At 38.7% G+C, this 23,062-nt stretch carries 25 protein-coding genes and 1 riboswitch; of the genes, 7 read left to right on the top strand and 18 right to left on the bottom strand.

Annotated features, from left to right (window positions below):
• Nucleotides 1-68: 68 nt before the first annotated feature.
• Nucleotides 69-368 (top strand): hypothetical protein, encoded by a 300-nt coding sequence (locus ACFRAK_RS21560; protein ID WP_387603706.1) that lies wholly within the window; start codon nucleotides 69-71, stop codon nucleotides 366-368.
• 763 nt (nucleotides 369-1,131) lie between these two features.
• Here the strand turns inward: ACFRAK_RS21560 and ACFRAK_RS21555 are convergent.
• The 4 genes from ACFRAK_RS21555 to ACFRAK_RS21540 form a co-directional block, all read right to left on the bottom strand.
• A complete protein-coding gene (locus ACFRAK_RS21555) occupies nucleotides 1,132-1,443 on the bottom strand; it encodes an excalibur calcium-binding domain-containing protein (RefSeq protein ID WP_387603704.1) in 312 nt (103 codons plus the stop codon).
• 120 nt (nucleotides 1,444-1,563) lie between these two features.
• Nucleotides 1,564-2,121 (bottom strand): competence protein ComK, encoded by a 558-nt coding sequence (locus ACFRAK_RS21550; protein WP_387706583.1) that lies wholly within the window; start codon nucleotides 2,119-2,121, stop codon nucleotides 1,564-1,566.
• A 450-nt stretch (nucleotides 2,122-2,571) separates the two neighbouring features.
• Complete coding sequence (locus ACFRAK_RS21545; RefSeq protein WP_394572478.1) at nucleotides 2,572-2,883, bottom strand: protealysin inhibitor emfourin; 312 nt, start codon at nucleotides 2,881-2,883, stop codon at nucleotides 2,572-2,574.
• Between the two features lie 32 nt (nucleotides 2,884-2,915).
• The gene (locus tag ACFRAK_RS21540; protein WP_387603695.1) at nucleotides 2,916-3,974 is read right to left on the bottom strand and encodes a M4 family metallopeptidase; all 1,059 of its coding nucleotides are present in this window, start codon (nucleotides 3,972-3,974) and stop codon (nucleotides 2,916-2,918) included.
• 278 nt (nucleotides 3,975-4,252) lie between these two features.
• Here ACFRAK_RS21540 and ACFRAK_RS21535 point away from each other — a divergent pair, with 278 nt between their 5' ends.
• The 3 genes from ACFRAK_RS21535 (at nucleotide 4,253) to ACFRAK_RS21525 (ending at nucleotide 5,433) form a co-directional block, all read left to right on the top strand.
• Nucleotides 4,253-4,714 carry a hypothetical protein gene (locus ACFRAK_RS21535; RefSeq protein ID WP_387603692.1) on the top strand — a complete coding sequence of 154 codons (462 nt, stop codon included), beginning with the start codon at nucleotides 4,253-4,255 and terminating at the stop codon, nucleotides 4,712-4,714.
• 423 nt (nucleotides 4,715-5,137) lie between these two features.
• Entirely contained in the window at nucleotides 5,138-5,269 is a 132-nt protein-coding gene (locus ACFRAK_RS21530; protein ID WP_387706587.1) for a hypothetical protein, read from the top strand.
• A complete protein-coding gene (locus ACFRAK_RS21525) occupies nucleotides 5,266-5,433 on the top strand; it encodes a hypothetical protein (protein WP_192206401.1) in 168 nt (55 codons plus the stop codon). Before ACFRAK_RS21530 ends, ACFRAK_RS21525 begins: the two co-directional genes overlap by 4 nt.
• A 236-nt stretch (nucleotides 5,434-5,669) precedes the next feature.
• Here the strand turns inward: ACFRAK_RS21525 and ACFRAK_RS21520 are convergent, their stop codons facing one another.
• Nucleotides 5,670-6,869 (bottom strand): phosphoglycerate dehydrogenase, encoded by a 1,200-nt coding sequence (locus ACFRAK_RS21520; protein ID WP_387603686.1) that lies wholly within the window; start codon nucleotides 6,867-6,869, stop codon nucleotides 5,670-5,672.
• Nucleotides 6,870-7,006: 137 nt separating this feature from the next.
• Nucleotides 7,007-7,085: riboswitch (ZMP/ZTP riboswitch) on the bottom strand.
• Between the two features lie 167 nt (nucleotides 7,086-7,252).
• A complete protein-coding gene (locus ACFRAK_RS21515) occupies nucleotides 7,253-7,699 on the bottom strand; it encodes an ATP-dependent metallopeptidase FtsH/Yme1/Tma family protein (RefSeq protein WP_394572477.1) in 447 nt (148 codons plus the stop codon).
• A 152-nt stretch (nucleotides 7,700-7,851) separates the two neighbouring features.
• Here ACFRAK_RS21515 and ACFRAK_RS21510 point away from each other — a divergent pair, with 152 nt between their 5' ends.
• A complete protein-coding gene (locus tag ACFRAK_RS21510; RefSeq protein WP_394572476.1) occupies nucleotides 7,852-8,631 on the top strand; it encodes a VOC family protein in 780 nt (259 codons plus the stop codon).
• Nucleotides 8,632-8,664: 33 nt separating this feature from the next.
• Here ACFRAK_RS21510 and ACFRAK_RS21505 read toward each other — a convergent pair whose 3' ends face one another.
• The 5 genes from ACFRAK_RS21505 to ACFRAK_RS21485 all read right to left on the bottom strand — a co-directional run bounded on the left by ACFRAK_RS21505 (nucleotide 8,665) and on the right by ACFRAK_RS21485 (nucleotide 11,576).
• Nucleotides 8,665-9,474: a substrate-binding domain-containing protein gene (locus ACFRAK_RS21505; protein WP_394572475.1), complete on the bottom strand. Its 810-nt coding sequence runs from the start codon at nucleotides 9,472-9,474 to the stop codon at nucleotides 8,665-8,667.
• Nucleotides 9,475-9,479: 5 nt separating this feature from the next.
• A complete protein-coding gene (locus tag ACFRAK_RS21500; RefSeq protein ID WP_387603671.1) occupies nucleotides 9,480-9,896 on the bottom strand; it encodes a VOC family protein in 417 nt (138 codons plus the stop codon).
• 104 nt (nucleotides 9,897-10,000) lie between these two features.
• Nucleotides 10,001-10,492: a PTS sugar transporter subunit IIA gene (locus tag ACFRAK_RS21495; RefSeq protein WP_260287038.1), complete on the bottom strand. Its 492-nt coding sequence runs from the start codon at nucleotides 10,490-10,492 to the stop codon at nucleotides 10,001-10,003.
• A gap of 69 nt (nucleotides 10,493-10,561) precedes the next feature.
• Nucleotides 10,562-10,951 carry an iron chaperone gene (locus ACFRAK_RS21490; protein ID WP_387603665.1) on the bottom strand — a complete coding sequence of 130 codons (390 nt, stop codon included), beginning with the start codon at nucleotides 10,949-10,951 and terminating at the stop codon, nucleotides 10,562-10,564.
• Nucleotides 10,952-11,120: 169 nt separating this feature from the next.
• The gene (locus ACFRAK_RS21485; protein ID WP_394572474.1) at nucleotides 11,121-11,576 is read right to left on the bottom strand and encodes a hypothetical protein; all 456 of its coding nucleotides are present in this window, start codon (nucleotides 11,574-11,576) and stop codon (nucleotides 11,121-11,123) included.
• Between the two features lie 207 nt (nucleotides 11,577-11,783).
• Between ACFRAK_RS21485 and blaOXA the strand changes: the two genes are divergently transcribed.
• Nucleotides 11,784-12,575, top strand: coding sequence for a class D beta-lactamase (gene blaOXA, locus ACFRAK_RS21480; RefSeq protein ID WP_394572473.1), 792 nt, complete (start codon nucleotides 11,784-11,786; stop codon nucleotides 12,573-12,575).
• A 373-nt stretch (nucleotides 12,576-12,948) separates the two neighbouring features.
• Here blaOXA and ppsA read toward each other — a convergent pair whose 3' ends face one another.
• Nucleotides 12,949-15,564, bottom strand: a complete 2,616-nt coding sequence (gene ppsA / locus ACFRAK_RS21475) for a phosphoenolpyruvate synthase (RefSeq protein WP_394572472.1) — start codon at nucleotides 15,562-15,564, stop codon at nucleotides 12,949-12,951.
• 969 nt (nucleotides 15,565-16,533) lie between these two features.
• Here ppsA and ACFRAK_RS21470 point away from each other — a divergent pair.
• A complete protein-coding gene (locus ACFRAK_RS21470; protein WP_394572471.1) occupies nucleotides 16,534-16,938 on the top strand; it encodes a VOC family protein in 405 nt (134 codons plus the stop codon).
• 168 nt (nucleotides 16,939-17,106) lie between these two features.
• Here the strand turns inward: ACFRAK_RS21470 and ACFRAK_RS21465 are convergent, their stop codons facing one another.
• The 6 genes from ACFRAK_RS21465 to argH all read right to left on the bottom strand — a co-directional run bounded on the left by ACFRAK_RS21465 (nucleotide 17,107) and on the right by argH (nucleotide 23,043).
• Nucleotides 17,107-17,394: a hypothetical protein gene (locus tag ACFRAK_RS21465; RefSeq protein ID WP_394572469.1), complete on the bottom strand. Its 288-nt coding sequence runs from the start codon at nucleotides 17,392-17,394 to the stop codon at nucleotides 17,107-17,109.
• A gap of 104 nt (nucleotides 17,395-17,498) precedes the next feature.
• Nucleotides 17,499-17,741, bottom strand: a complete 243-nt coding sequence (locus ACFRAK_RS21460) for an alanine--tRNA ligase-related protein (protein WP_394572480.1) — start codon at nucleotides 17,739-17,741, stop codon at nucleotides 17,499-17,501.
• A complete protein-coding gene (locus tag ACFRAK_RS21455) occupies nucleotides 17,738-18,796 on the bottom strand; it encodes a threonine aldolase family protein (RefSeq protein ID WP_387603648.1) in 1,059 nt (352 codons plus the stop codon). Before ACFRAK_RS21455 ends, ACFRAK_RS21460 begins: the two co-directional genes overlap by 4 nt.
• Nucleotide 18,797: 1 nt before the next feature.
• A complete protein-coding gene (locus ACFRAK_RS21450; protein ID WP_387603645.1) occupies nucleotides 18,798-19,241 on the bottom strand; it encodes a MarR family winged helix-turn-helix transcriptional regulator in 444 nt (147 codons plus the stop codon).
• Between the two features lie 1,006 nt (nucleotides 19,242-20,247).
• A complete protein-coding gene (locus ACFRAK_RS21445) occupies nucleotides 20,248-21,543 on the bottom strand; it encodes a hypothetical protein (protein ID WP_387706866.1) in 1,296 nt (431 codons plus the stop codon).
• A 180-nt stretch (nucleotides 21,544-21,723) separates the two neighbouring features.
• A complete protein-coding gene (gene argH, locus ACFRAK_RS21440) occupies nucleotides 21,724-23,043 on the bottom strand; it encodes an argininosuccinate lyase (RefSeq protein ID WP_387706868.1) in 1,320 nt (439 codons plus the stop codon).
• Nucleotides 23,044-23,062: the final 19 nt, after the last annotated feature.

Here is a 23,062-nt window from a genome sequence, read left to right as displayed (position 1 = left end):
ACGGGTAAGAACAGCGTGCGAATAGATTAATGCCATCAGCGGATAATATAAGCGAAGGAGTGAAATATATGCCACAAGATCATAACAATGATTCATTTAATAATGCCGGGAACCTTGATAGAGACCCAACTAATAATAATGATGACAACGATACAATTGACAGACCTGTAATGATTGATGATAGTTTGAACCCCGGATTTCAAAGGGAAGAACGTCCTGTGCCTAATGCTAATATCCCAACAATAGAGGGAGTTGCAAACATTAAAGAGCGTTTTCCTTCGGACCATGAGAGACTCATGAACAGAATTAATCTTGGTGATGCACTTATAAATCGAGAAAACACCCATTTTGGACGGTTTGAAAAATAAGGCTCTTTTCGTAAAGATTGTTGTTTTTATAACAAAACAATTTAAGGTTGATTGAAGCGCAAGTGCGAGACTCCTGCGGGAGCAGCGGGATAGGTGAGACCCCACAGGCGTTTACGCCGAGGAGGCTCACCGCCCGCCCCGCGGAAAGCGAGCATTTGAAGGGGAAATCAACCACACCGCTTTACTTGGTAAATAGCAACAAAGTATGCGAGAACAGCCAAAAATAAAAAAGAGAATTTTTAAAAACATAGTGGATTGGAACGGAAGGTACGGGACTCCAGAGGGAAAAGCGCGTGCCTGAAGCGGAAATCCCAGAACTTAGATCGAGTTCATTAAAACTAAACTAGAAGGCACAGAAACGATCAATGATATGTTGGAAATACAAAAGACCGCCAATTCGGCGGTCTTCCTCTTATTGGTTTAATTATCCCTTCCCTTTCACCCTGTAATGGACTCACCGCCCGAGTGCTTAACATTTATGTAAAGCAGCAATCTAAATAAAAGGCTCTTTTCGTAAATGTTGTTTTTAAAATGAACCGATTTAAGGTTGATTGGAGCGGAAGTGCGAGACTCCTGCGGGAGCATCGGGACAAGTGAGACCCCACAGGCGTTTACGCCGAGGAGGCTCACCGCCCGCCCCGCGGAAAGCGAGCATCTGAAGGGGAAATCAACCACACCTCACTACTTGGTAAATAGCAACAAAGTATGCTAGAACAGCCAAATAAAAAGAGACCTTCTTTTAAAAGGTCTCTTAGAATAATCCTTATTTCTCACAAGCGATCAAGTCTTTGTCACGATCGCTTTTTTTATTGGCATCATATAGCGCCTTTGAAACATAAGGTTTGTATTTCGTTTTTCCTCCTTTATTTTTAACGGAAGATGTACGAGCCACGCCTCCTTTGTAGTCTTTATTCAATGCTGTACAGTTTTTATACGTCTTCACCTTTGTTTTGGCACCGGCAACATCATTCGCGCCAAACGAGAGACCCAAAACTAGTCCAAAAGATAGTAAAATAGCAAATAATCGTTTCAAAATACGAACTCCCTTTCCTAAAATTAACTTTTTACTAATCATAATGTATCATTTCATTTTTTACAATAACTATATTTCCATATTTAAAATTAAACCCGCTCTCCCTTGATCTATTTCTAAAAAAAGACCGCCAATTCGGCGATCTTCTTCTCATTGATTTAATTATTCCTTCCCTTTCACTCTGTAATGGACCTCCCCAGGTTCTTTGCAAAAGGTGATTCCGCTTCCCGGCTCGTAATAAAAGGTCTTTCTGCCTAATGAGCGTTCATGGAAGGTCGTTTGCAAATAGGAGGCTTGATCCCTTTTGAATGAGAGCTGATTTTTGCTTAAGTTTACAGGAAGGCAATGTCCGTAGTTTGTGTGGACCAATGTTTCTTTTTCGTTCATTTCCTCGAGATCTCTAATATGGATGTAGGAAAACCAGATCCCTCCCCTTTTCCGGAATGATCGGGATGAGAACCAGACCATTCCCAGCTGGGCGTTTATGCAGACAGGCAGCCTGTATTTACCGCCAAGCACGGATTTGGCTGCTGCAAGTCCTCCATCCAGATCAAGCCCAAAGTGGTTTAGCGTGTTATTCAGGATTTCCTGTCGCGGTTGGGCTACATGGAATGTGTTCTCTCCTTCCACTACCGTGGTCATCTCCACACCATTGGAATCATAATGCTCCATCATTCCGACCGTTTCCATATTCAATAAATAGTTTTTTCGTATCATCATTCCATTCACTCCCCATTTCCCTATTCATTTTTTTTGGAGTATACTGGACATAGAGGCAGGTATACTCCTGCTCGCAAGCCCTTAGGTGATGTCTTCCAGGACGTCCTCACCTAGGGGTTTTTATTTCCGTCTCTCGCACTTTCCTTTCAGATATGTCACTCACCTCCATGCGACCATTATCCTATTTTATGTATTTTTTGTAAAATCAATCTGATTTTACCTCTATCAGAATTCTTTCCCTTTTGTGGCTGCATTGCCTGTTTAATTGGCTCACTCTATAAAAAATCTCGAATTTCCTTTTAATATCTGCTGCTCAGATCGCGATTTCCTTGTTATTTTGTGTCCATTTAGAGAACAAACAGCCAAAAAGTGAAATGAAATGACATTTTTGTGAAGTTTTAAGATACGTCAAAAAAAGCCTATCGTGATGATAGACTTTTTTTGACGTGGTTATTCTGCCATCTTTTTTTCAATCGCTAAATTCCGTAAATAATCCAATAAGGGCCGCACTTCCTCTGGAGCTGTTATGTCAGTAAAAGAGAAAGACTGCTTCTTCTTTTCATCCGCTATATCCAGTTGGTATGAAAACGCGTCGAATCCTTGCGCTTTTACTTTTTTGCTTTCGGCAGCATTAGGAAGATCAGCTGTCATCATTAAGTTCTGCAATTCTTCCTTTTGCTCTATTGGCAATTCATCTGTATCTATCTGGAAATTCAAGTCGAGGTTGGCAAATCCTCCTATGCAGCTAAATTTGATATGCATGTTAGATGAGTCCTCCTATTCATGGAATATGCCTACTCAGGCAATCCAACTGCTTTAAAAGCATTTTCAATTGTTCCTATGGCTGTTTCAGGCACTTCTCCGCTATCAACGAGTTTTTGCGCTGCTTTGATGACAATTTGCACGAATTGATTGAAGTTCGCCGTTGCAAATAAATTCTGCATCGCATTATACCAGATCAAAGCCGCCTTGTCCGTTCCGATCTCCATGGATACTAGATAAAAGGCCTTGTTTGGTATGCCGCTATTGATATGGACACCATGATTATCGCGTTCTCCTTTATAGAAGTTCTTCATATGATCTGGCTGAATATCTTTACCCATTAACTTATTGTCAAATGCAGTACCTGGCGCCTTCATCGAACGGAGTGCCTGCCCTTTCAGTGTTGGCCCCATTATATCAGCACCGATTAGCCAATCGGCTTCTCCTGCCGTTTGCTTTAAGTGAAATTGTTTTATGGCAACTCCAAACACATCTGAAAGATGTTCATTCAAAGCCCCGGACTGACCTTCATACTCCAATCCGCTTGTGAACTGCGTAACCCCATGTGTCAGTTCGTGTCCAATTACATCGAGTGAATTGGCAAAATTGCTAAAGATGACCCCATCGCCGTCACCAAATACCATTTCATCTCCGTCCCAATAGGCATTCGTGAATTTATTCCCATAATGAACGTTCAGAATGAGATCAAGGCCTTGGTTATCAATTGAATTACGGTGCAGGACATCCTTGAAATAGTCACGCACAACTCCGCTATAATCGTATGCAGCGTTAACAACAGGGTCTGCACTTGATCGATCTCCTTCTTTCCTTGCCTCATTCTGCCGGAGTTTCGTTCGCCCTTTACAATCGTAAACATGTCGGGCTGATTCACCTTGACGTTCAGATCCTGCATCCGTTAAAGCGATAACACCGTCAATATCATATTCTTTAAAGATTCTGCGCCTGCGCATTTGACGGCTTTTCGCTAAACTGATCCGTGCTTCTTCCACTTCATTTTGTGCCAAATTCTCAAGAATATAGTTAGGTACGATGAAACACTGACACCTTTTGGAACAATCCTTATTATGCATATTCGTCACTCCTTTAAAGTTTTTTAAGATTTATACCATTTCTTTTTTCAAGAGTGCTGCTTTTCTTCAACACATTTCTATAGATTACTTTCGCCGTATTTACCTCATTTCCCTTCATTCCATTCCTCGCGACCCGTTCAATCCTTTTTTCAGGCAGGGATGTAATACATCACCTTTGTTTATTGGATTATTCTGCCCGTGCTGCATATACTGGATTGTATCTTTAAACAAGGAGAGCTTCCTCAGAACATAAACAGCATTTAAGGGAGGGCATAGCATTGGTAACTTCACAGGGTACTGCTTCGGTTAGCTTTCCATTCCCATCAGTATGGGGTATCCACGCTTCAATAGCTGGCAGAACGATCATTTTGGGTACATTTTCCATTAACTCTATTACGGATAACAGGGTAATGGGTACAATTAATTTTCGGGGTATACCTATTCCGATTAATGGATTTTGGAATGAAAGCACTAAACAAATCTCATTTGATTCACCTTATGCCACATTCTCTGGCAATTTAACCATGATTGACGATAACCAGATTAGGATTCGGCATTTTATTCTACAAGGACGTTTTCTCATGAAGCCTCCCTCTCTGCAAGCAGGTGAATCTGGGTCTTGGATTGCCACCACTGATATACCTTTGAATCAATTTCCTGCTAGCGGTAGCGCCTATACCGAGCAATTACCTCCTGTTGGAGTTTTTTTAACATCGAGTATCCTTCATCATAATTTGTAGGGAAGTTGATATAGGGTAATCATGCTGTGCAGAAATCGTGTTTACCATAAGGAATCGTCTCTGTATCTCATTGGGACGATTCTTTTACGATAGCAAATTACCAAGCGCCTTATTGAACTGACAGGATGGATGAGCATTTGGAGATTATATTGATTCAGGTTCGCACCAAGTGACCCCTTGGCACTTTCACTTGCAATTCAACTGAAAGCATTGCTTATCCTGTTTGAGGGGTCTTCTGAATAAAGACATATGCCTTTTTGCCCATCCCACTAAGTAGATATTTATATGAGATAGTGATTTTGGTAGAAACTTTAACTCAAAATGAGTACAAATGGAATATAGATTGACATCATTTCCCCTGTCCTTCATACTATTGTAGTAATACGATCGACAGAATATTCTGTAAACTAAGGGGATGAAACTATGAAACCAGCAGATGTTCTTAAGGAAAATTATTGTGCAAGTTTAATGAAAGCAATAGCAGAAAATGATTTTCAAGTGGCTCAACTGCTTGATGTATTATTATTCGAGGATAACTGGGAGGATGACCTATGACTAAGCTGAGAATCCTTTTAACCATTCCAATTTTGCTATATGGAATTTACATATTTGTTGTCGTTCAAAACGATAAGAATATTCCACTTTATTTGCATCTTCTATTCGCCATCTACTTGATGTTGTTTGTACATTATGAAGAAAATCCGGATGTGAAACCATAACAGGTTTTTGATTGAAGAATTTCTATGCTTAGCAATTCGTGATGGGGGATGTTTTGATCTCAATTGAATGTATGGAGCTGCCAGGATGTGTTCGTTTTAAACCCTGGGTTCTCAACACGCAATAACTTGGCATTTCTATTACAAAAACCAATAACAAGACGTAAAAAAAGCCCCAGCTCCGTAAAGGAATTGGGGCTTTCACTTATTATTTGAGCAAGAAAGTCTTCCTGTTCAAATTAGATAATGCGAGTTGTAACGATGCCTTCGATTTGTTTGATTTTTTCTTCCAAGCCAGGAATGATATCGCCGTTTACTTCACCGTCAATGTCGATGATCGTATATGCATATCCCCCACGGCTTCTGTTAACCATGTCAGCGATGTTCAGATTAAAGCCAGATACAGCCAGTGTGATTTGCCCAACCATGTTCGGAACGTTTTCGTGGAAAGTTGCCACACGACGGTTTCCTGTATAAGGAAGGGAAGTATTTGGGAAGTTCACAGAGTTCTTGATGTTCCCTGTTTCTAAAAAGTTCTTCAACTGACGGGCTGCCATGATGGCACAGTTTTCCTCTGATTCAAGCGTAGAGGCCCCAAGATGCGGAATTGGAACGACATTTTTCATTTTCAACACGTTTTCATTCGGGAAGTCAGTAATGAACTTGCCTACTACTCCGCTTTCAAGTGCAGCTTGCATATCATCTTCATTCACTAGCTCGCCGCGTGAGAAATTCAAGATATGTACGCCCGGCTTCATGATGCTGAATGTTTCTTGGTTAAACATTCCTCTTGTGTCGTCAGTTAATGGAACGTGTACTGTAATATAATCAGATTCTGCAAACAATTCTTCAATTGTCATGGCGCGCTGTACATTGCGGGACAAGTTCCAAGCTGTATCAACAGAGATGAACGGGTCAAACCCAATGACATCCATGTCCAAATCCAGGGCATCATTCGCTACAAGTGCACCGATTGCACCTAAACCGATTACGCCAAGAGTTTTACCCTTGATTTCTTTACCAACGAATTGTTTCTTTCCTGCTTCAACAAGCTTTGGAATTTGTTCTCCTTCGCCTTCAAGCGCCTTAGTCCAAGCCACACCTGCAAAAAGGTTACGAGATGAAGCCATTAATGACGTCAGCACCATTTCTTTTACAGCGTTTGCGTTAGCACCAGGTGTATTGAAAACGACAATTCCTTGCTCCGTGCATTTATCGACCGGAATATTATTGACTCCAGCCCCTGCCCTTGCAATTGCCTTTAACTGATCGCCGAATTCCATAGTATGCATGTTAAAGCTGCGAAGAACGATCGCATCGGGGTTTTCACTGTCATTGTCGACCTTGAATTCGCCTTTATTGAATACATTCAGCCCGCTTTCGGCAATATTATTTAACGCTTTGATCGTTTTGACTTTTTCTAAAAGTAATGTGCTCATTTTGTTTGCTCCTCTTTTGCTTATGATAGTTTTGAAATTTCAAAATACTGACAGGATTCTTAAGCCCATGAAAATCTGCATACTTTAATCCTTCACTATCTATTAATATACAGAAAGAGGCAAGGGATAAAATCCCTTACCTCTGCCCAGGCGAACGGCTACGACACTATGTGTTCCCTCACGGTTATCCGTGTTTCGCCAGTTGCACATAGTCTTTTTCATTTATTTTATTCTATCAAACTATTCAGCAACCTTCAATATCATTTTCTTTTTTTTTGCAGAAGCCACCACTCATCAGAAATATCGACGAATTCTATAGGTTTATCTCCGAAATTAGAAATATATCGACGAAATCTACAGGTTTATCTTCGAAAGTTTCATTATTAACTAGGACGGTTCAATCTTTTTATTACAACTGTAAATAGTAAAACGACCAAGAACAGGATGAAAATGATTACGAACGGAATGGTCGTTGTAAAAAAGGTGACCCATCCACTTGTCTCTTTGTTTTCTGGGGTAAACTCTATTTTTTCTATATCATGTTCCTTTATGGCGTGATTCATTCTGTCTTGCCAAATTTTACTATCTGGTACAGATGCGATAAAGTATTGATCCCTTTCATACCCTGCCAACCGGCCTCTTATTTCATAAACACTATTTTGTGGCTCCACCTTTAAAAATGTCACTTTCCCATCTTCTAAAGTTGTAAAAAATTCATCTTCAGTTAATTTCTCAGTCCGTTCTTTATCATTATTAAAAACCAGCACAATTCCCAAAGTAACCAAAAAGATTAATAAATAAAATAATTTACTACGGAAAATCCGCTTCATCTCAAACCTCTCCCACAAAAACAAACTACAAAAAATAGTATCATATATAGTTAATTATTAACAATTAAACTATCGATGTATCGCTTGCTAAATAGATAATTTTAGTAAAAAATAGGAGATATAGCAAAATAGAAGTTTAAGGGGGAAAATTTTTGATTACTCATTTCGCGGATTTAGAATTACTGACAGTATCTATAGAGGGCGTAAAGCAATGCTATGCTAAACGCCTGCAGTTTCCCATTCTATTTGAATCTAAAGACTTTATTCAGTTTCAGCTTACGCCCTTTACGACGTTAAGTTTTAAAGAAGCGTTTGAACCCATTTCTCCAGCACACTTTGCTTTTCAAGTCCCCTATTCTCATTTTGATGAAGTCGCTGCATTTGTGCAACAATCCGGATTATTGGTCCTAAGCCAAGAACAGGGTCAGTATATGGACGAAACGAACGGTAGAAAAAATTTATATTTTCGTGATGGAGATGGTAACCTTCTCGAAATTATTGCCCATGGTTATGTGAATGAAGATGAACTGAAGGCATCCGGTATGCTACAAATACTTTATTTAAGAGAGATTGGCTTCCCTGTGGATTCGGTACCAAACTTACGAGAGTGGCTGAAAAGTCACTTTGGTATGAAAACGGAAAAAGATCAAGATATATTTAATTTCGTCATTAGCGGAACAGCACATGCAATAGTGGTTTCAAAACTAAGGCCTTGGATTCCTATTGCCATGAAGGCCTTACCACCAAAGATGGCGGTGACATTCGGTACACCCGATAATCGTTTTATTAATGACCTATCAAAACAAATGGATCACACTTTTTCAGATGGCTCCAAGAAACCATTTCTATCTAAGGATAGTTATTCCTTTTATATTGAACATACCCCTGAATTCAGTGAATCAATGGTTGAAAATCTGAATTTACCTATTTGAACACTTTTTCTTTGGCAAAACCAAAAACTCCTATTATTTAATAGGAGCTCCAGCTGATTTCCTGATTACCAATTCAGGCTTTAAATTGATTGTCCGATAGTCGACAGGACCGACTTCATCCACTCGCTCGATCACTAATTGTGTTCCTAAATATCCGAAATCGTAAGCAGGCTGTGAAGATACGGTTAAAAAGGGATCGAAGTCCGAGAATAATTCTAAGTCGTCAAAGCAAACGACGGCAATGTCTTCAGGGACTTTAATCTGTTTTTCTCGTAAACTTTTTATAATTTTGATGGCAATGAAATTGTTGGCGGCAAAAATCGCCGTTGGCCGCTCAGAGGGCGGGACATTCATCAATCCGTCAATGCCGTTCCATTGCTTTTCCTGTTTGTAATGGGTCTCTATGACGAAAGAGTGATCGATGGTCAAATCATTTATTTTCAGCGTTTCAATATAGGCCTGATAACGCTCTTTCGAAGTGGAGATCGTTAGCGGACCATGAACCATAGCGATTCGTTCGTGTCCAAAATCGATGAGATGCTGAAGAAGCTTTTTCGTTCCTTCATAGTTATCACCAAGTACCCGATCACAAGAAACATCTTGAATTTGCCTATCTATCAATGTAAATGGAACCCTGTTTTTAATTAATTTCTTTAAATTTTTCATCGATTGATCGCCTGTTGGTGCAATGATTACACCATCCACCCGTTTTGAAATCAATGCATCGATATATTCACTCTCTATTTCGTAATCCTCATCGGTATTGCATAAAATGAGCTGATATCCCATTTGATTGGCTTTATCCGCGGCCCACAGTCCTTCGGAAAGGACTGTGTCTTGCATTTCATTTAATTTTGATTAAATCCGCTTTCGTCCATGTAAAATACTTCCCAAGAATGCCCGTCGATATCAAGAAAACTCCAACCGTACATGAAACCATGATCAATGGCTTCATTGAAAGGCTTTCCGCCAGCATCCAGTGCCCTATTCACGATTTCATCGACTTCTTCCTTACTTTTAACGGACAGGGCGACGATGGCTTCCGTACTCGCTGCTGAATTCGGGATTTCCTTCTTCGTAAACGTTTTAAAGTAATCTTCCACCAATAACATGACATATATGGACTCGCTGATAACCATGCATGTTGCATTTTCATTGGTCATTTGCTCGTTAAACACAAAGCCGACCTTTGTGAAAAATTCTACTGAGGCATCCAAATCTTTAACAGGCAAGTTTACAAAAATCTTTTCCGCTTGAACTCCCATCCAATTCACCCTCGCTTGATTTATTTGTTCACTCACCTACTATTCGCTGCATTTTTCGATTATCCTGCTTGCAGCATAAAAGGAGAGATCACCATAAAATCTTCCTACTTCAAATAAACACTCATAATCTGTGTTTCGTTTATATTCGCTTGGGTGCTATTTGTTTTTTCCAATTTTTCAACTAGCTCGCCATTCGTGACAACAATCGGAGTTACGATGCTTGGGGCTTTGGACTTTATCAGATCGATATCAAATGTAACAAGCTTGTCTCCTGCTTTTACATTTTGCCCTTCTGCGACATGGACTTCAAATCCCTCACCATTAAGGTTAACTGTTTCCAATCCAATATGAATCAACAATTCAATGCCATGCTTTGTGCGGAGGCCCATTGCATGTTTAGTATGAAAAACCTGGATTACTTCTGCATCGATTGGAGATACGACCAACCCCTCCTCAGGAAGTATCGCTATTCCGTCCCCCATCATTTTACCGGAAAACACCGGATCTGGAACATCTTCAATATTTATTACTTGTCCATTAATAGGAGCAAGCAGCTGTTCCACACTTTCTTTTTTACTGAATAATTTTTTGAACATACTATTTCCACCCTTCTCTTTCGGTCTTGAATCTCACGAATATTTGATTAATTCTGATAATCATTTCTATTATTTATTCTTTTTTGATTTGCCTTCCGCTTTTTTCTTTATGTTCTCTTCCACTCTAAATATAACCATCTCGGTTATTAATTCATAAGGAATTGGCTTGTTTAGCGGAAACTGAACGGCCCCTTTTGAACATTTATATTCCGTTAAAGCAGATTCAAACGAAGTGATTGCGCTAGGGGTCGGATAGAATCCAATATGTTTTTTATAGGCAGCGAAATGTACCAGATTTCCATATAAAACAAAGGTAGGCATTTGATAGCTTATCTTTTCTTCTGCATCCGGCGCTGCATCCTTTATGACTTTTCTCAACGTTAGCAGTATCTCCTGAACTTCTTCGGGAAATTGTATAATATATTCATCAATTGAATGAAATGTATTGGTTCCTTCCATGGTTTCTCCTTTCTAAAACCAAATGATTAGTCATCAATACCTTTAATATAACATTTTATCCTTCCACTATCATGTTCCGTTACCTTTAAGGGAAAGGAACCCGGGCACTCGCGGCTAATTCCGCCAGTTTTCCCCAGTACAAATCATATGATTGGAGATCAAAAAATAACTATATGTGCTGAATGATGCTGCTCAATAATCCATCAAAAATCGGATCGAATTTCAATAGGGGCGTAAGCAAAATCATTTTGGCTTTCATAAACCGCTCACTTTTCATAATTCCGTTGATGATGGGGATGGTTCCAAGTGATTTACCTAAGAACACCGTTCCTTGATATTCATGGTTTTGAAGTACTTCCGTAATGACGGGATTTATATCATTAACGATCACTTTTGTTATATCTACCAATGGATGCTTGAAAATATCCTGATCGTAAGCGTAATGAACATGCACGACATCATACTGATTTTGAAGCATCACCATCGTCGAATAATAGAATAACGGCATCTCATACGTGTACCCCGCACCTGAAAACATAAAACACACGGCTGGACTTCCGTTTTCAATATGTGTGTATGTAATTTCTTTTTCATTACTATTTACTTTTCTTCGGTTAACCCTCATGATAGATTCCTCCCTTTATCCATTCTGGCATTTGCTCTATACACTCATTAGCCAGCCGCTGCATTCCTCCTTGACAGATACTATCTAGATAGTATCCAAGAATTAGGTTTCGTTTTTTATCGGGAATAGGTATACTTTATCCATTAACCTATTTTATGGAAATTACTTCTGATGATGTATCAATCCAGCCTTAAAGGAGAGTGTGTAATGAAAATCAAAACGTTATATTTCATTCTTGTCCTGCTAGTCACTGGTTCCATGGGTACGATTCAAGCAAGTGCAAACGATCAAAAGGTGAAAGAACTGGATATCGGGGAGTCTTTCGATGGTGCGGAAGGCACGATGGTTCTCCAAAACTTAAAAAATGATAAAGTATATATCTATAACAAACAGAAAAGTAAAGTACGCTATACCCCAGAATCTACATTCAAAGTCGCGAATGCATTAATCGGTCTACAGACAAAAGCGGTGAGCGATGAGTATGAAGTGAAGCGCTGGGATGGCGTAATCAGGGAATTTGAGGATTGGAACAGAGATCATACGCTGGCTTCAGCCATGAGGCATTCCGTGATCTGGTATTATCAAGCAATGGCCCGCGATATCGGGGCGGAAAACATGCAGAAATATGTGAACCTGATCAATTACGGCAATCGTGATATCTCCGGTGGGATCGATCAGTTCTGGCTCGACAGCAGCATAAAGATTTCTGCCCGGGAACAAGTCCAATTCATCGAAAACCTTGTAGAGGAAAAACTGCCTATCGATAAGCAGCATATGAGAACCGTAAAGAGAATCATGATCAATGAAGAAGCAGACTCATATGTCCTCCATGGAAAAACCGGTACACGCCTTTCTGATATGGGATTGGGCTGGTATGTGGGTTACATCGAAACGGACAAAGGCAAATGGGCCTTCGCAACGAACATGGACGGCAGCGGAAGCAAAGCCAAAACGATTACACTTGATGCCCTGAAAGAGTTGGATATCATAAAGGAATAATAGTTCACGCATGCTCAAAATTCTTGCTTTGTCTTAAAGATATCTAAAAAGTTGATTGGAATGCAAGGTACGAGACTCCTGCGGGAAAAGCGAGTGCCCTACGTTCCAACGCAGGCTTTGTGACTTGCTGAGAGAGTGCGTCCAACTCCAGAGGCTATTGTGAGTAAACGGAAACAAATTTCCCCAGAACGGTTCCCCTACAAGAGATTCGAACAAGCTAAAATAGCTTCACTTGAATAGATAACCGCGAATTTACGACGTTATTAAAATCGAAATATAAAAAAGCCCCATTCCCGGTGCTGCAGGCGGGAAATGGGGCTTTGGTTACTACATGAAAGCAAATGCTCTCCTTTTATGATTTACATGTAATGAATTATATTATTTCGATATACCCTTCTGTTCCATGCACGCGAATTCGTTGACCGTCTCTTATGATCTTGGTGGCATTTTCCACCCCGACAACCGCAGGTAAGCCATATTCACGCGCGATAACTGCTCCATGGGTCATCAGTCCGCCAACCTCGGTAATTAGACCTTTTATGGAAACAAACAATGGTGTCCAGCTAGGGTCGGTAAAGGGGGTGACCAATATATCTCCCTCATCTAAATCCGCATCTTCCATGTTTAAGATGACACGTGCCCTTCCCTCAATAACTCCGGAAGAAACAGGTAGACCTACAATAGCTTCGGCTGGCAGATTTTCTCGTTTGTACTCACCCACAATGATTTCACCATCAGACGTGATAACACGTGGCGGAGTTAGTTTTTCATATAATTTGTACTCTTCTTTACGTTTGCTGATGATCTTATAATCCAATTGATTTGTGCGTACGACTTCGTGAAGTTCTTCAAAAGTGAGGTAGTATATATCTTCTTTTTCACGAATGACTTTGGCTTGTAAGAGTTGTTCGGCTTCTTTCAGTAAAGCCTGCTTATAAACGAAGTAGCGATTAACCATGCCATATTTTGGATATTCCCGATAACCGATGAAATTCCGGACTAGGCTGATCATTCGTTTTGTTTCTTTGGCTTTTTGTTCACCATCCGGTAATTGCTTCAATCGATCTAATAACTCTTGTTCTTTTTTCAAAGCTTCCTGTCGCCCTTGCTCAAATTTCCGATTGCTGGCATTAGGCTCAAAGTTTTTGATATTGCTGAGAATCATAGGGATGAGTGTAGATGGTTTTTCGCTCCAACGAGTTTTAGTAATATCGATTTCTCCGGTACATCGCATTCCGTATTTGCGGAGATAATCATGGATAGCGTCTTGGGTTTCCTGTCCACCATCAAACTTAACCAGCTCATCCAAAAAGTTATCATCTTTTACATGTTGTAAATAATCAATTACTTCTGGATAAGGACGAATCACATCTGCGATATCCAATAGCGCCAGACCCATTTCCGAAGTAATATTGTTTGGTACAGATTGAGAAAGCGTATCTGCTGCGTTTTTTTCACCTAACCACTTGTTCATTTTTTCATTGATCCATGATGAAGCATTCATAGCAGCCATAAACACAGCTGAACTTTTTGGGTCAAATAAAATCTTCTTTAATATCTGGATATCTTCCAGAATAAAATCGAGTAAATCCGATCCTGATTTCGTTTGGATGTTTTGTTTTAACTCTTCTATCGATAGTTGACTGCTCTTAATCAAATCAGAAACGATTGTCGGGTCGTTTTCGATTTGTGCCCTAGAATCCGCGGACGACACACTTTTATTGCTTTTACCGGAACCCTGCCCTTCCTTATCATTTGGTAAGGGTTTTATGAAATCTCCTCGCTCTATTATGGTAATGAGTGCGCCTTTCATGAGCGGATCGTGTTGTCCCATGCCATCTAATAACATATTTCTGCTGTCAGGTGAAGCCAGCATATGTGTGACATCAACAAATAACCTTCCACCAGCTTTACGCATGGGTGCATTAGTCGTTAACAGGAAAAAGGACAATCCCAGCGGTTTCATGGAATCGGTCATCATTTGTTGGTGACCAACAGATACATACACGTGATTCTCCTGATCATTTGCTTCAGGAATGGGATGCAAAGTAGTGATGGGCCGGCTCTGGACAATATAAAATGTATCATCAACCAAACACCATTCGATATCTTGCGGGCAGCCAAAGTAAGCTTCGATCTGTCTTCCTGTGCGTGCTAGTTGTAATATTTGTTGTTCAGTAAGAGTTTGAGCCTTTTGCCGATCGGGATCGATCTGCTGGGTCTCCGTTCCGCCTTCTTTTAGTCCATGGATAGCCAATTTTTTGGTTGCTATCCTCTTATCGACGATTTTCTCTTCTTGCACTTTATAGTTATCAGCAGAGACCAAACCGGAGACCAATGCTTCTCCAAGTCCAAAACTCGCATCGATCGATAGCAGCTTTCGGTTAGAAGTAATCGGATCAGCGGTAAATAAAATCCCTGAAGCCTGTGGGAAGACCATCCTTTGAACGATAACGGATAAATAAACCTGATTGTGGTCAAATCCATTTTGCATACGGTAAATTACCGCGCGATCCGTAAACAGGGAAGCCCAACATTTGCTGATATGCTGAATGATGGCATCGACGCCGATGATATTTAAATAGGTGTCTTGTTGACCAGCAAAAGAGGCATGTGGCAAATCCTCAGCAGTCGCACTAGAACGCACTGCATAAGCATGTTCATCACCAAACAGGGAGAGATGGTGAGCAACAGCCTTCACTACATCGGAAGGAATTTCTACTTCCATGATGATTTTCCGAATCTTCCTGCTGATCTCGCCAATTCGATCTCGATCCTCTACTTTTAGCCGTGTTAGTTGATCCACCAATGCGCAGAAGGCTTCGTTTTGTTCAAGGGCTTTTTGATAACCTTCTGTCGTAACACAAAATCCTTCTGGCACTTGTATTCCCTGAATCTTCGATAGTTCCCCTAAATTCGCTCCTTTTCCTCCTGCGAGTAAAAGTTGCGTTTTATCGATCTCCCGAAACTCTAGTACATATGGTTTCATTTCTTTCCCTCCCATTTATCGCTCAATACCAAGACAAATCATTCTCTGATCAACCAATTGCGCGGTACACTCTTTCTTGGTCCTGGTGAAGTTCCATGTTCATCAAACACTACTTTAAAAAATAAAAAGAGGGGTTGACTGAAAAGGGCTTCATGGAGTATAATTAAAATAGGGATAGTTTATACAAAAATCCCACAAAGTTGTGTAACTATATAAATTTACCACAGTTTTTCCTTTTTATCAATGATTAAAGGAAGAAAAATTCCACAAGACAATTGACTCCAAAAAATGATATCCAAATAGACGATCATTTTTGGTTAACGTCAGGAAAATGCCGATTTACAATGATAATGAATTCAAATAGTAAAAGCCCAATTTCTATATAAAGAAATCGGGCTTTTTTCGTTCCCCCATTAAAGTGCCCTTTAATAAGGCTGTTTTCGCATTCTTTGTGCTATTTACCAAGTAAAGCTGTGTGGTTGATTTCCCCTCCAGATGCCCGCTTTCCGCGGGTGGTGAGCCTGTCCCGCTGCTCCCGCAGGAGTCTCGCACTTGCGCTCCAATCAACCTTAAATCGTTTAGTTTTAAAAACAACAAGCTTTACGAAAAGAGCCTTTAATAAAAACAATGAAGAAACTAGTTATCTCGAATTAACCTAGAATAGCAAGTGGATGCGAATCGGTCTTTTCTATTTCCATGATGGCTTTCTTGTTTTGTTGTACTAAATGAACGCTAAACCTTTTTCCAGGATCGCACCCGATTGTGGAAGATGATTATAAGTTTTGCTCACATTCCCATTATGGAAACCATTTCACCATGTTGCACGAGGAGAATAAAACAATGATATTTTTGTACATAATGATACAGGTGTAAGTTTTAGAAGTTTCCGCTTGAAAACAGAACCTATGTTCGTTTATACTTTAGCAGTTATCACTAAGGAATCCAATTTTAATTCAAAGGGGAATGAAAATGATTAAACCGTATTTAATGTTTAACAGAGAATGTGAAGAGGCTTTCAAACTTTATATGGAGGCATTTGGCGGGGAACTTATTGCGATGCAAAAATATAGCGATCTCCCTTCAAGTCCAGACTTTCCTGTTGAAGAGAGTGATAAGGAACTTGTTCTTTACTCACAATTAAGAATCACAGAAGATGGATTTATTATGGGTTCTGATTCAAAACGCGAATTGAATGATAGTGACAAAGTGGTTGTAAGCGTGGAGCTTAACTCGGAGGAAAAAGCCAGAAAGGCATGGAACCTATTAAAAGAGGATGGATCTATACATATGGATCTTCATGAAACATTCTTTGCGAAACTTCACGGTTCGTTGAAGGATAAATTTGGCATTTTATGGATGTTTACTGTCAACTAAATTGAATCCAATGCCAAAAGACAGCCCGTTATATGACTGGTTGTTTTTTTTATTCGGATCACAATCCTCATTTAAAAATCACTCAACAACCTGGCATTAGCTCCATAAAAATAGAGCTGCCAATGCAACTCCTTATTGAAGTAAGGCCTGCTTGTATCACCATACATTTCAATACAAGAAAAATAGTGTGAACCATACAAACGCAACACCAAAATCAATTAATATCCGGCTCTTATTTTCCTTTTTTAAGAGTTTTTCGAATGCGTCTATTATTGAACCAACCCCTAATAAGATTAATAAATATTTTATGAAATTAAAATTAAACTCATTTATTATTCCTAATATTAAATTCAAGCCCATTAATATTATCATTAAATATCTAATCAGAGTAAACGGTTTTGTACTTTCACTTTTTTCAAAAAACAATCCCATTACATCTTTCAACTTATTTGACATTAAATTTCCCCCATAAAACTACAAACAAATTTAATAAACTATACCATAACGCAAACTGGTCTTCTTCAGCAAAGCTAACCTTTTTTTGCATAAGAAAAGGAGCTTTAGATCAGCTCCTGGTAATGAAGTAAAGTAGCCGCTAATTGGATAACAATTGGCAGCTGTTTTTTTACTGTTAATATATTATAGGTTTCATCATCACCTTGTTTAATAACCCCTCGGTCACAAGGCTGCCCACCGCAACCTGGATAAAAAATGGTTTGATCGAACACGACAAACCGACCTTGTATCGAAACAATATTTGCCGAACATTCTTTTAGATATCTATTCTCTCTATATAACTCTATTCGTGCCCATTTTTTTCTCTTTTTATTGCCTTGATATCCTCTACCAGCATGTCAACATGTTCTTTTTTCGTAGCCCAACTAGTGCAAAACCTTACAGCACTGTGTGCAGCATCGACCTTTTCCCAAAAGGAGAATGAATACTTTTTGCCTAATTCCAAAATTACATCTTCAGGCAAAATCGGAAACTGCTGATTTGATGTGGAATCATATCGTAATGAAAATCCATTTTCAACAAATGCTTCTCGAATCATCATTGACATTTCGACGGCATGATTGGAAATTTCATAGTATAAACCATCTTCAAATAAGGTTTCAAACTGGATCCCCAATAGTCTACCTTTAGCCAGTAATCCTCCCTTTTGCTTGATAAAGTACCGGAAATCCTTTTTGAGGGCATCATTCATGATGACTGCCGCTTCACCAAACATTGCACCAACTTTCGTTCCCCCTATATAGAACACATCACATAGCCTTGCAACATCTGCCAAGGTTAAATCGCTGTCTTTTGAAGCCAAACCATACCCTAATCTAGCTCCATCCAATACCAATGGCAAACCACATTCCCGGCAAACTTTACTTAATGCTTCCAATTCTCCTTTACTATAAGTCGTTCCATTTTCCGTAGGGTTAGATATGTAAACCAAGCCTGGCTGTACCATATGCTCATGAGTAACATCATTCCAGTGAGCATCATATAATTCTTTCACCTGTTCAGCCTGAATTTTCCCATCATCACTCGGCAAAGTAAGCACTTTATGACCAGTGGCTTCAATTGCTCCTGTTTCATGTCCCGCGATATGCCCGGTAATTGCAGCAACTGCACCTTGATGCGGCCGCAAAATTGAAGCGATGATGGTTGTATTCGTTTGTGTTCCCCCTACTAAAAAGTGTATATCTGCATTCGCCGCATCACACTCTTTTCGAATGTAAGCTCTCGCGTTTTCACAGTGCTCATCCACTCCATATCCGGGTGTTTGTTCTTCATTGGTTTCTATTAATCGTTTCAGAATTCGCTCATGAGCACCTTCTGTATAATCATTTTCAAAACGTATCATCCTATATTCTCCCCAAACTATCCAGTTTCTTCTGAATGAACATCATAGAAACATGGATTTCTTTTATTTCATTTTGTGATAACCCTTGGAATAACCTCACTATTTGTTCATCAGATCTTTCATTAAGCTGGTTAAAAAGAGTCATCCCTTTAGAGGTCAACCGAATCAAACTAGTCCTGTTATCCAAGGTCGAGTTTTCCCTCATGACCAGTCCATCTTTACTCAGCTTGCTAATTATTCTGCTCATATAGCTGCGATCAATTTCCAGCTTATCAACCAAATTGTTTGCTATACACTGCTCCATCAAACCGATTTCTAAAATTACCCGTGCCTCAGTGAAGGAATACCCGGTATCCAAAATATGCTTATCCAATACACCAAGTATATTTGTATAAAATCTATTGAACTGCCGTATATCAGCCATGGTATTTTTACTAATATTCATTGTTGACTTCCTTTTTTAGTGGACTTTATCCACTAATACTTTATTGTAATTAGTGGACTTTGTCAACATTTCCATAATAAACTTGAAGAATCAATCGATCCACTAGTTTAACCAATTTCATAAAATTCACTTTTAGCTTGAAATTGGTGTAGGTTTTTTAGGATTTTTTATTCTCAAGGGAGTTACAATGATTCAATTGGAATTATAATAAAACCATTTGTTCCCTCGGAATCTGGTTTCATTGCATGCGGGTGGATTATTTAGGCTGTTTTCGCATACTTTGTTGCTATTTACCAAGTAATGTGGTGTGGTTGATTTCCCCTCCAGATGCTCGCTTTCCGCGGGGCGGGCGGTGAGCCTCCTCGGCGTAAACGCCTGTGGGGTCTCGCCTGTCCCGCTGCTCCCGCAGGAGTCTCGCACTCGCGCTCCAATCAACCTTAAAACGTTTCGTTTTAAAAACAACAATCTTTACGAAAAGAGCCATTATTTAAGATTGGGCAAATGAATGGAAATACCAAACCTCATTGGGTCCATTCATAAAAACATTCACTTATTTATATATCTACCAAGGACGATTTTTTTGACTTAAAATACTGTTACAATTTATGAATAAATTTCGTGACCTTTGAATTCAATATTAATTGAACAATCCTGCCCCTTTAGTTGCATAAGGGTAATTGGTCTGTTCCGGTGTGTAACAAGCAACCGGTTTAATTGGAAAGTTATATTCATATAAAGCTAAGGAACATCCTTTAAGTTTATTTGTTTATATATATATATGCCTAGACAAGCATTAAAAAAAGGCCCATACGGTTGTCAGGTTCACATAAAAAAATCAGGCACCCTTAATGGATGCCTTTAAATAGCCGAGCTATCTTGTATTTCATTTTCTTTATAGAAATCCTTTGGCAATATAACGGTAAAATCATGCGTTATTTTAAGATCTAGTTTAATGCTGCACTCAGGGATAAAAGCTAAATGTCTAAAAACACCCGAAAAATGGGTGCTATTTTAAACGATAAATTTTACTTGGTCTTCCTCGAGAAGAATAAGATTCCTCACCTATGATTTCTGCTAAATCTACTTCACATAAACTTACTACAATACGCCGTGCATTACTTTCATCCCAATAGAGATGCGTTGTTAAATCTTTTATTGTAAAATCGTTCAGTTTCAATCTGTTAACTAAAGCATATAATTTATTATAATTTTTCACACTTATTTTGGCTTTTTTTAGTTTTTCCATAAAATCCTTGTCATCTATCCGGTAAGAAAAACGCAATTCTTCCTCTTCACCCGCAGACTCGATCATTGTTCCGTCCTCTTGTACAATGACGATGCCCTTCTCTGACTTTTCTTTTGAAAGTTGGATCGCACGCTGAGCGTTTATTTCTGCTGAGTGAAGTGTTTGACCATATCCAATTCCTACGGTTACAGTAGCATTGGATTCATTTGACAACAGAAAGACAGTATCTTTTAAATCTTTGATTTTGGATTCAATTGTCCCCCGTGTACTAAAGATAAAGTAACGGCCATTTCCCTTCTCGACTAATGATCCCTCCAATTGTTCACAAAATCTAAGAAGAGTTTCTTTTAATTTTATCTCTAAAAATTGTAGATGGTACGAGCTTTTAGCTTTCTCAAATATTTTCTCAAAATGTTCAATTTCAATAATTTGAACACCAATTTGGGTGTCTCTAAAGTAAAAAGTTCTCGATTTTTCTGCAAGAATTCTTAATGATTGCCGAATTTCCATATCAGTTGTAGATATTCGATAGGTTGGTACTCCTGCTTCTTTTAAATTTAGATATACAGCCTCGAAGCAAGTTATTGCACCTTCCGTTTTTCCGGCTTTCCATAAATCAAGATGGAATGCGATTAATTCTTCCGTGCTTGAATTAATATTGAAGTTTTTTATGTACATTTCTTTTGGAGTAATATCAATTTGTTTTAACGCCTGTTCTAAATGGGTTGTAGTTATTTCATCGATACTTACTTTACTTAAAAATTCCTTTTGAAAATAGCCCATATGCAAAAGGCTTTTATAGATGCCTGATTCAGTATGATGAATATATAATAGGTTTTCCCCTATTCCCACAGTATTTTTTGCGACCATATATGAAATTTGGCCTGAAAAAAACCAGACATCCACATCTTTATTGAATTCCAAAACGATTTTTTCAGTTTCTCTAAAATCTTCATATGGGTAGGCTTTAAATTCCATGATCGACTCATATTCTTTACCTAAATTAATAATGCGCTCAACTGATGAATTAGGACCAACTACCCCAATTTTATACATATTTTTCTCCTTAGTTCAAAACTTAATTTCTTTAATCTTATCTTTAAAATGAAAGAAATTAAAGTTTAATCCTTCTTCTATTGGAAAAACATTTATTATGTTTTAAAAAAATATAAAGAGCTATTAGCATAGATCTTACTTATCTTCTATGCTAATAGCTCTTCAATTGGAAAAACCAGATTATTTTAATAAGTTCACCTTAATGCCTTTATTTAATATATTTTGATAATCAATAAAGTTATATAAGTCCCCTTCGATTAATGGATTTAAGCTCTTCAATTCGTCTAGAGTCAGCTCTTCTATTGCTTTATTATGATCTTCACAATAAATGACAATAGAACCAACGATACTGTGGGCATCTCTAAACGCAACCCCTTTGCTAACTAAATAATCAGCGACTTCTGTTGCATTGAGAAAGCCATATTTTACAGCTTTTTTCATATTTTCAGTATTAACCTTCATGGTAGAAATCATATTAGACATAATTTCTAGACAAGACAAAACTGTATCCAATGCATCAAAAAATGGTTCTTTATCTTCCTGCATATCTTTATTATAAGCCAATGGTAACCCTTTCATCGTTGTTAAAAGTGAAGTAAGAGAACCATATACTCTTCCTGTTTTCCCTCTTATAAGCTCTGCTGCATCAGGATTTTTCTTTTGAGGCATAATGCTACTACCTGTAGAATATGCGTCATCAATACTAATAAATTTGAACTCTTGACTGCTCCATAAAATCAGTTCTTCACTTAATCTGCTTAAATGCATCATGATGATCGAAAAACTAGACATTAATTCTAAAAGGAAATCTCTATCACTAACACCATCGAGGAAATTGTTTATAGGTTTTGAAAATCCTAACTCCTCTGCTGTCATTTCCCGGTCTATAACATGAGTCGTCCCTGCCAATGCTCCACACCCCAGTGGACTTTCGTTCAAAATTTCAATTGCATTAAGAACTCTTTTTCGATCCCTATCCAGCATATTAAAGTAGGCCATTAAATGGTGCTTAAGAGTTACTACTTGAGCTCGCTGTAGATGGGTGTATCCGGGCATAATCACATTGTTTGCTTTTGCCTTTTCTTCAAGGTTATTTTGAAGTTCTTCAATATACTCGATCACTTCTAACGCCTTATTTTTAGCGTAAAGCCTGATATCTAAAGCAACTTGATCATTTCGACTTCTTGCTGTATGGAGTTTTTTTGCTGTTTCACCTATTCGTTCAGTTAATGTCGCTTCAATAAAACTATGAATATCTTCATAATCCCCTTCGATCACTAATGTTCCGCTCTCGATATCTTCCAATATAGAAAGAAGTGACTTAATAATACTTTCTCCTTCTTCCTTGGTAAGCAATTCACATTTCACAAGCATATTTACATGTGCAATACTCCCTTTAATATCTTCAGAATAAAGCCTCATATCAACATGAAGAGAACTATTAAAGTCCTCCATTAATTTATTTTCTTCTTTTCTAAAACGTCCGCCCCAAAGCTTCATAACCATTTCTCCTTTTGTA

This window comes from Peribacillus sp. NPDC056705 (genome assembly GCF_043656335.1).
The sequence above is the reverse complement of the archived record's forward strand: the minus strand, read 5'-3'. Positions and strand labels throughout refer to the sequence as shown.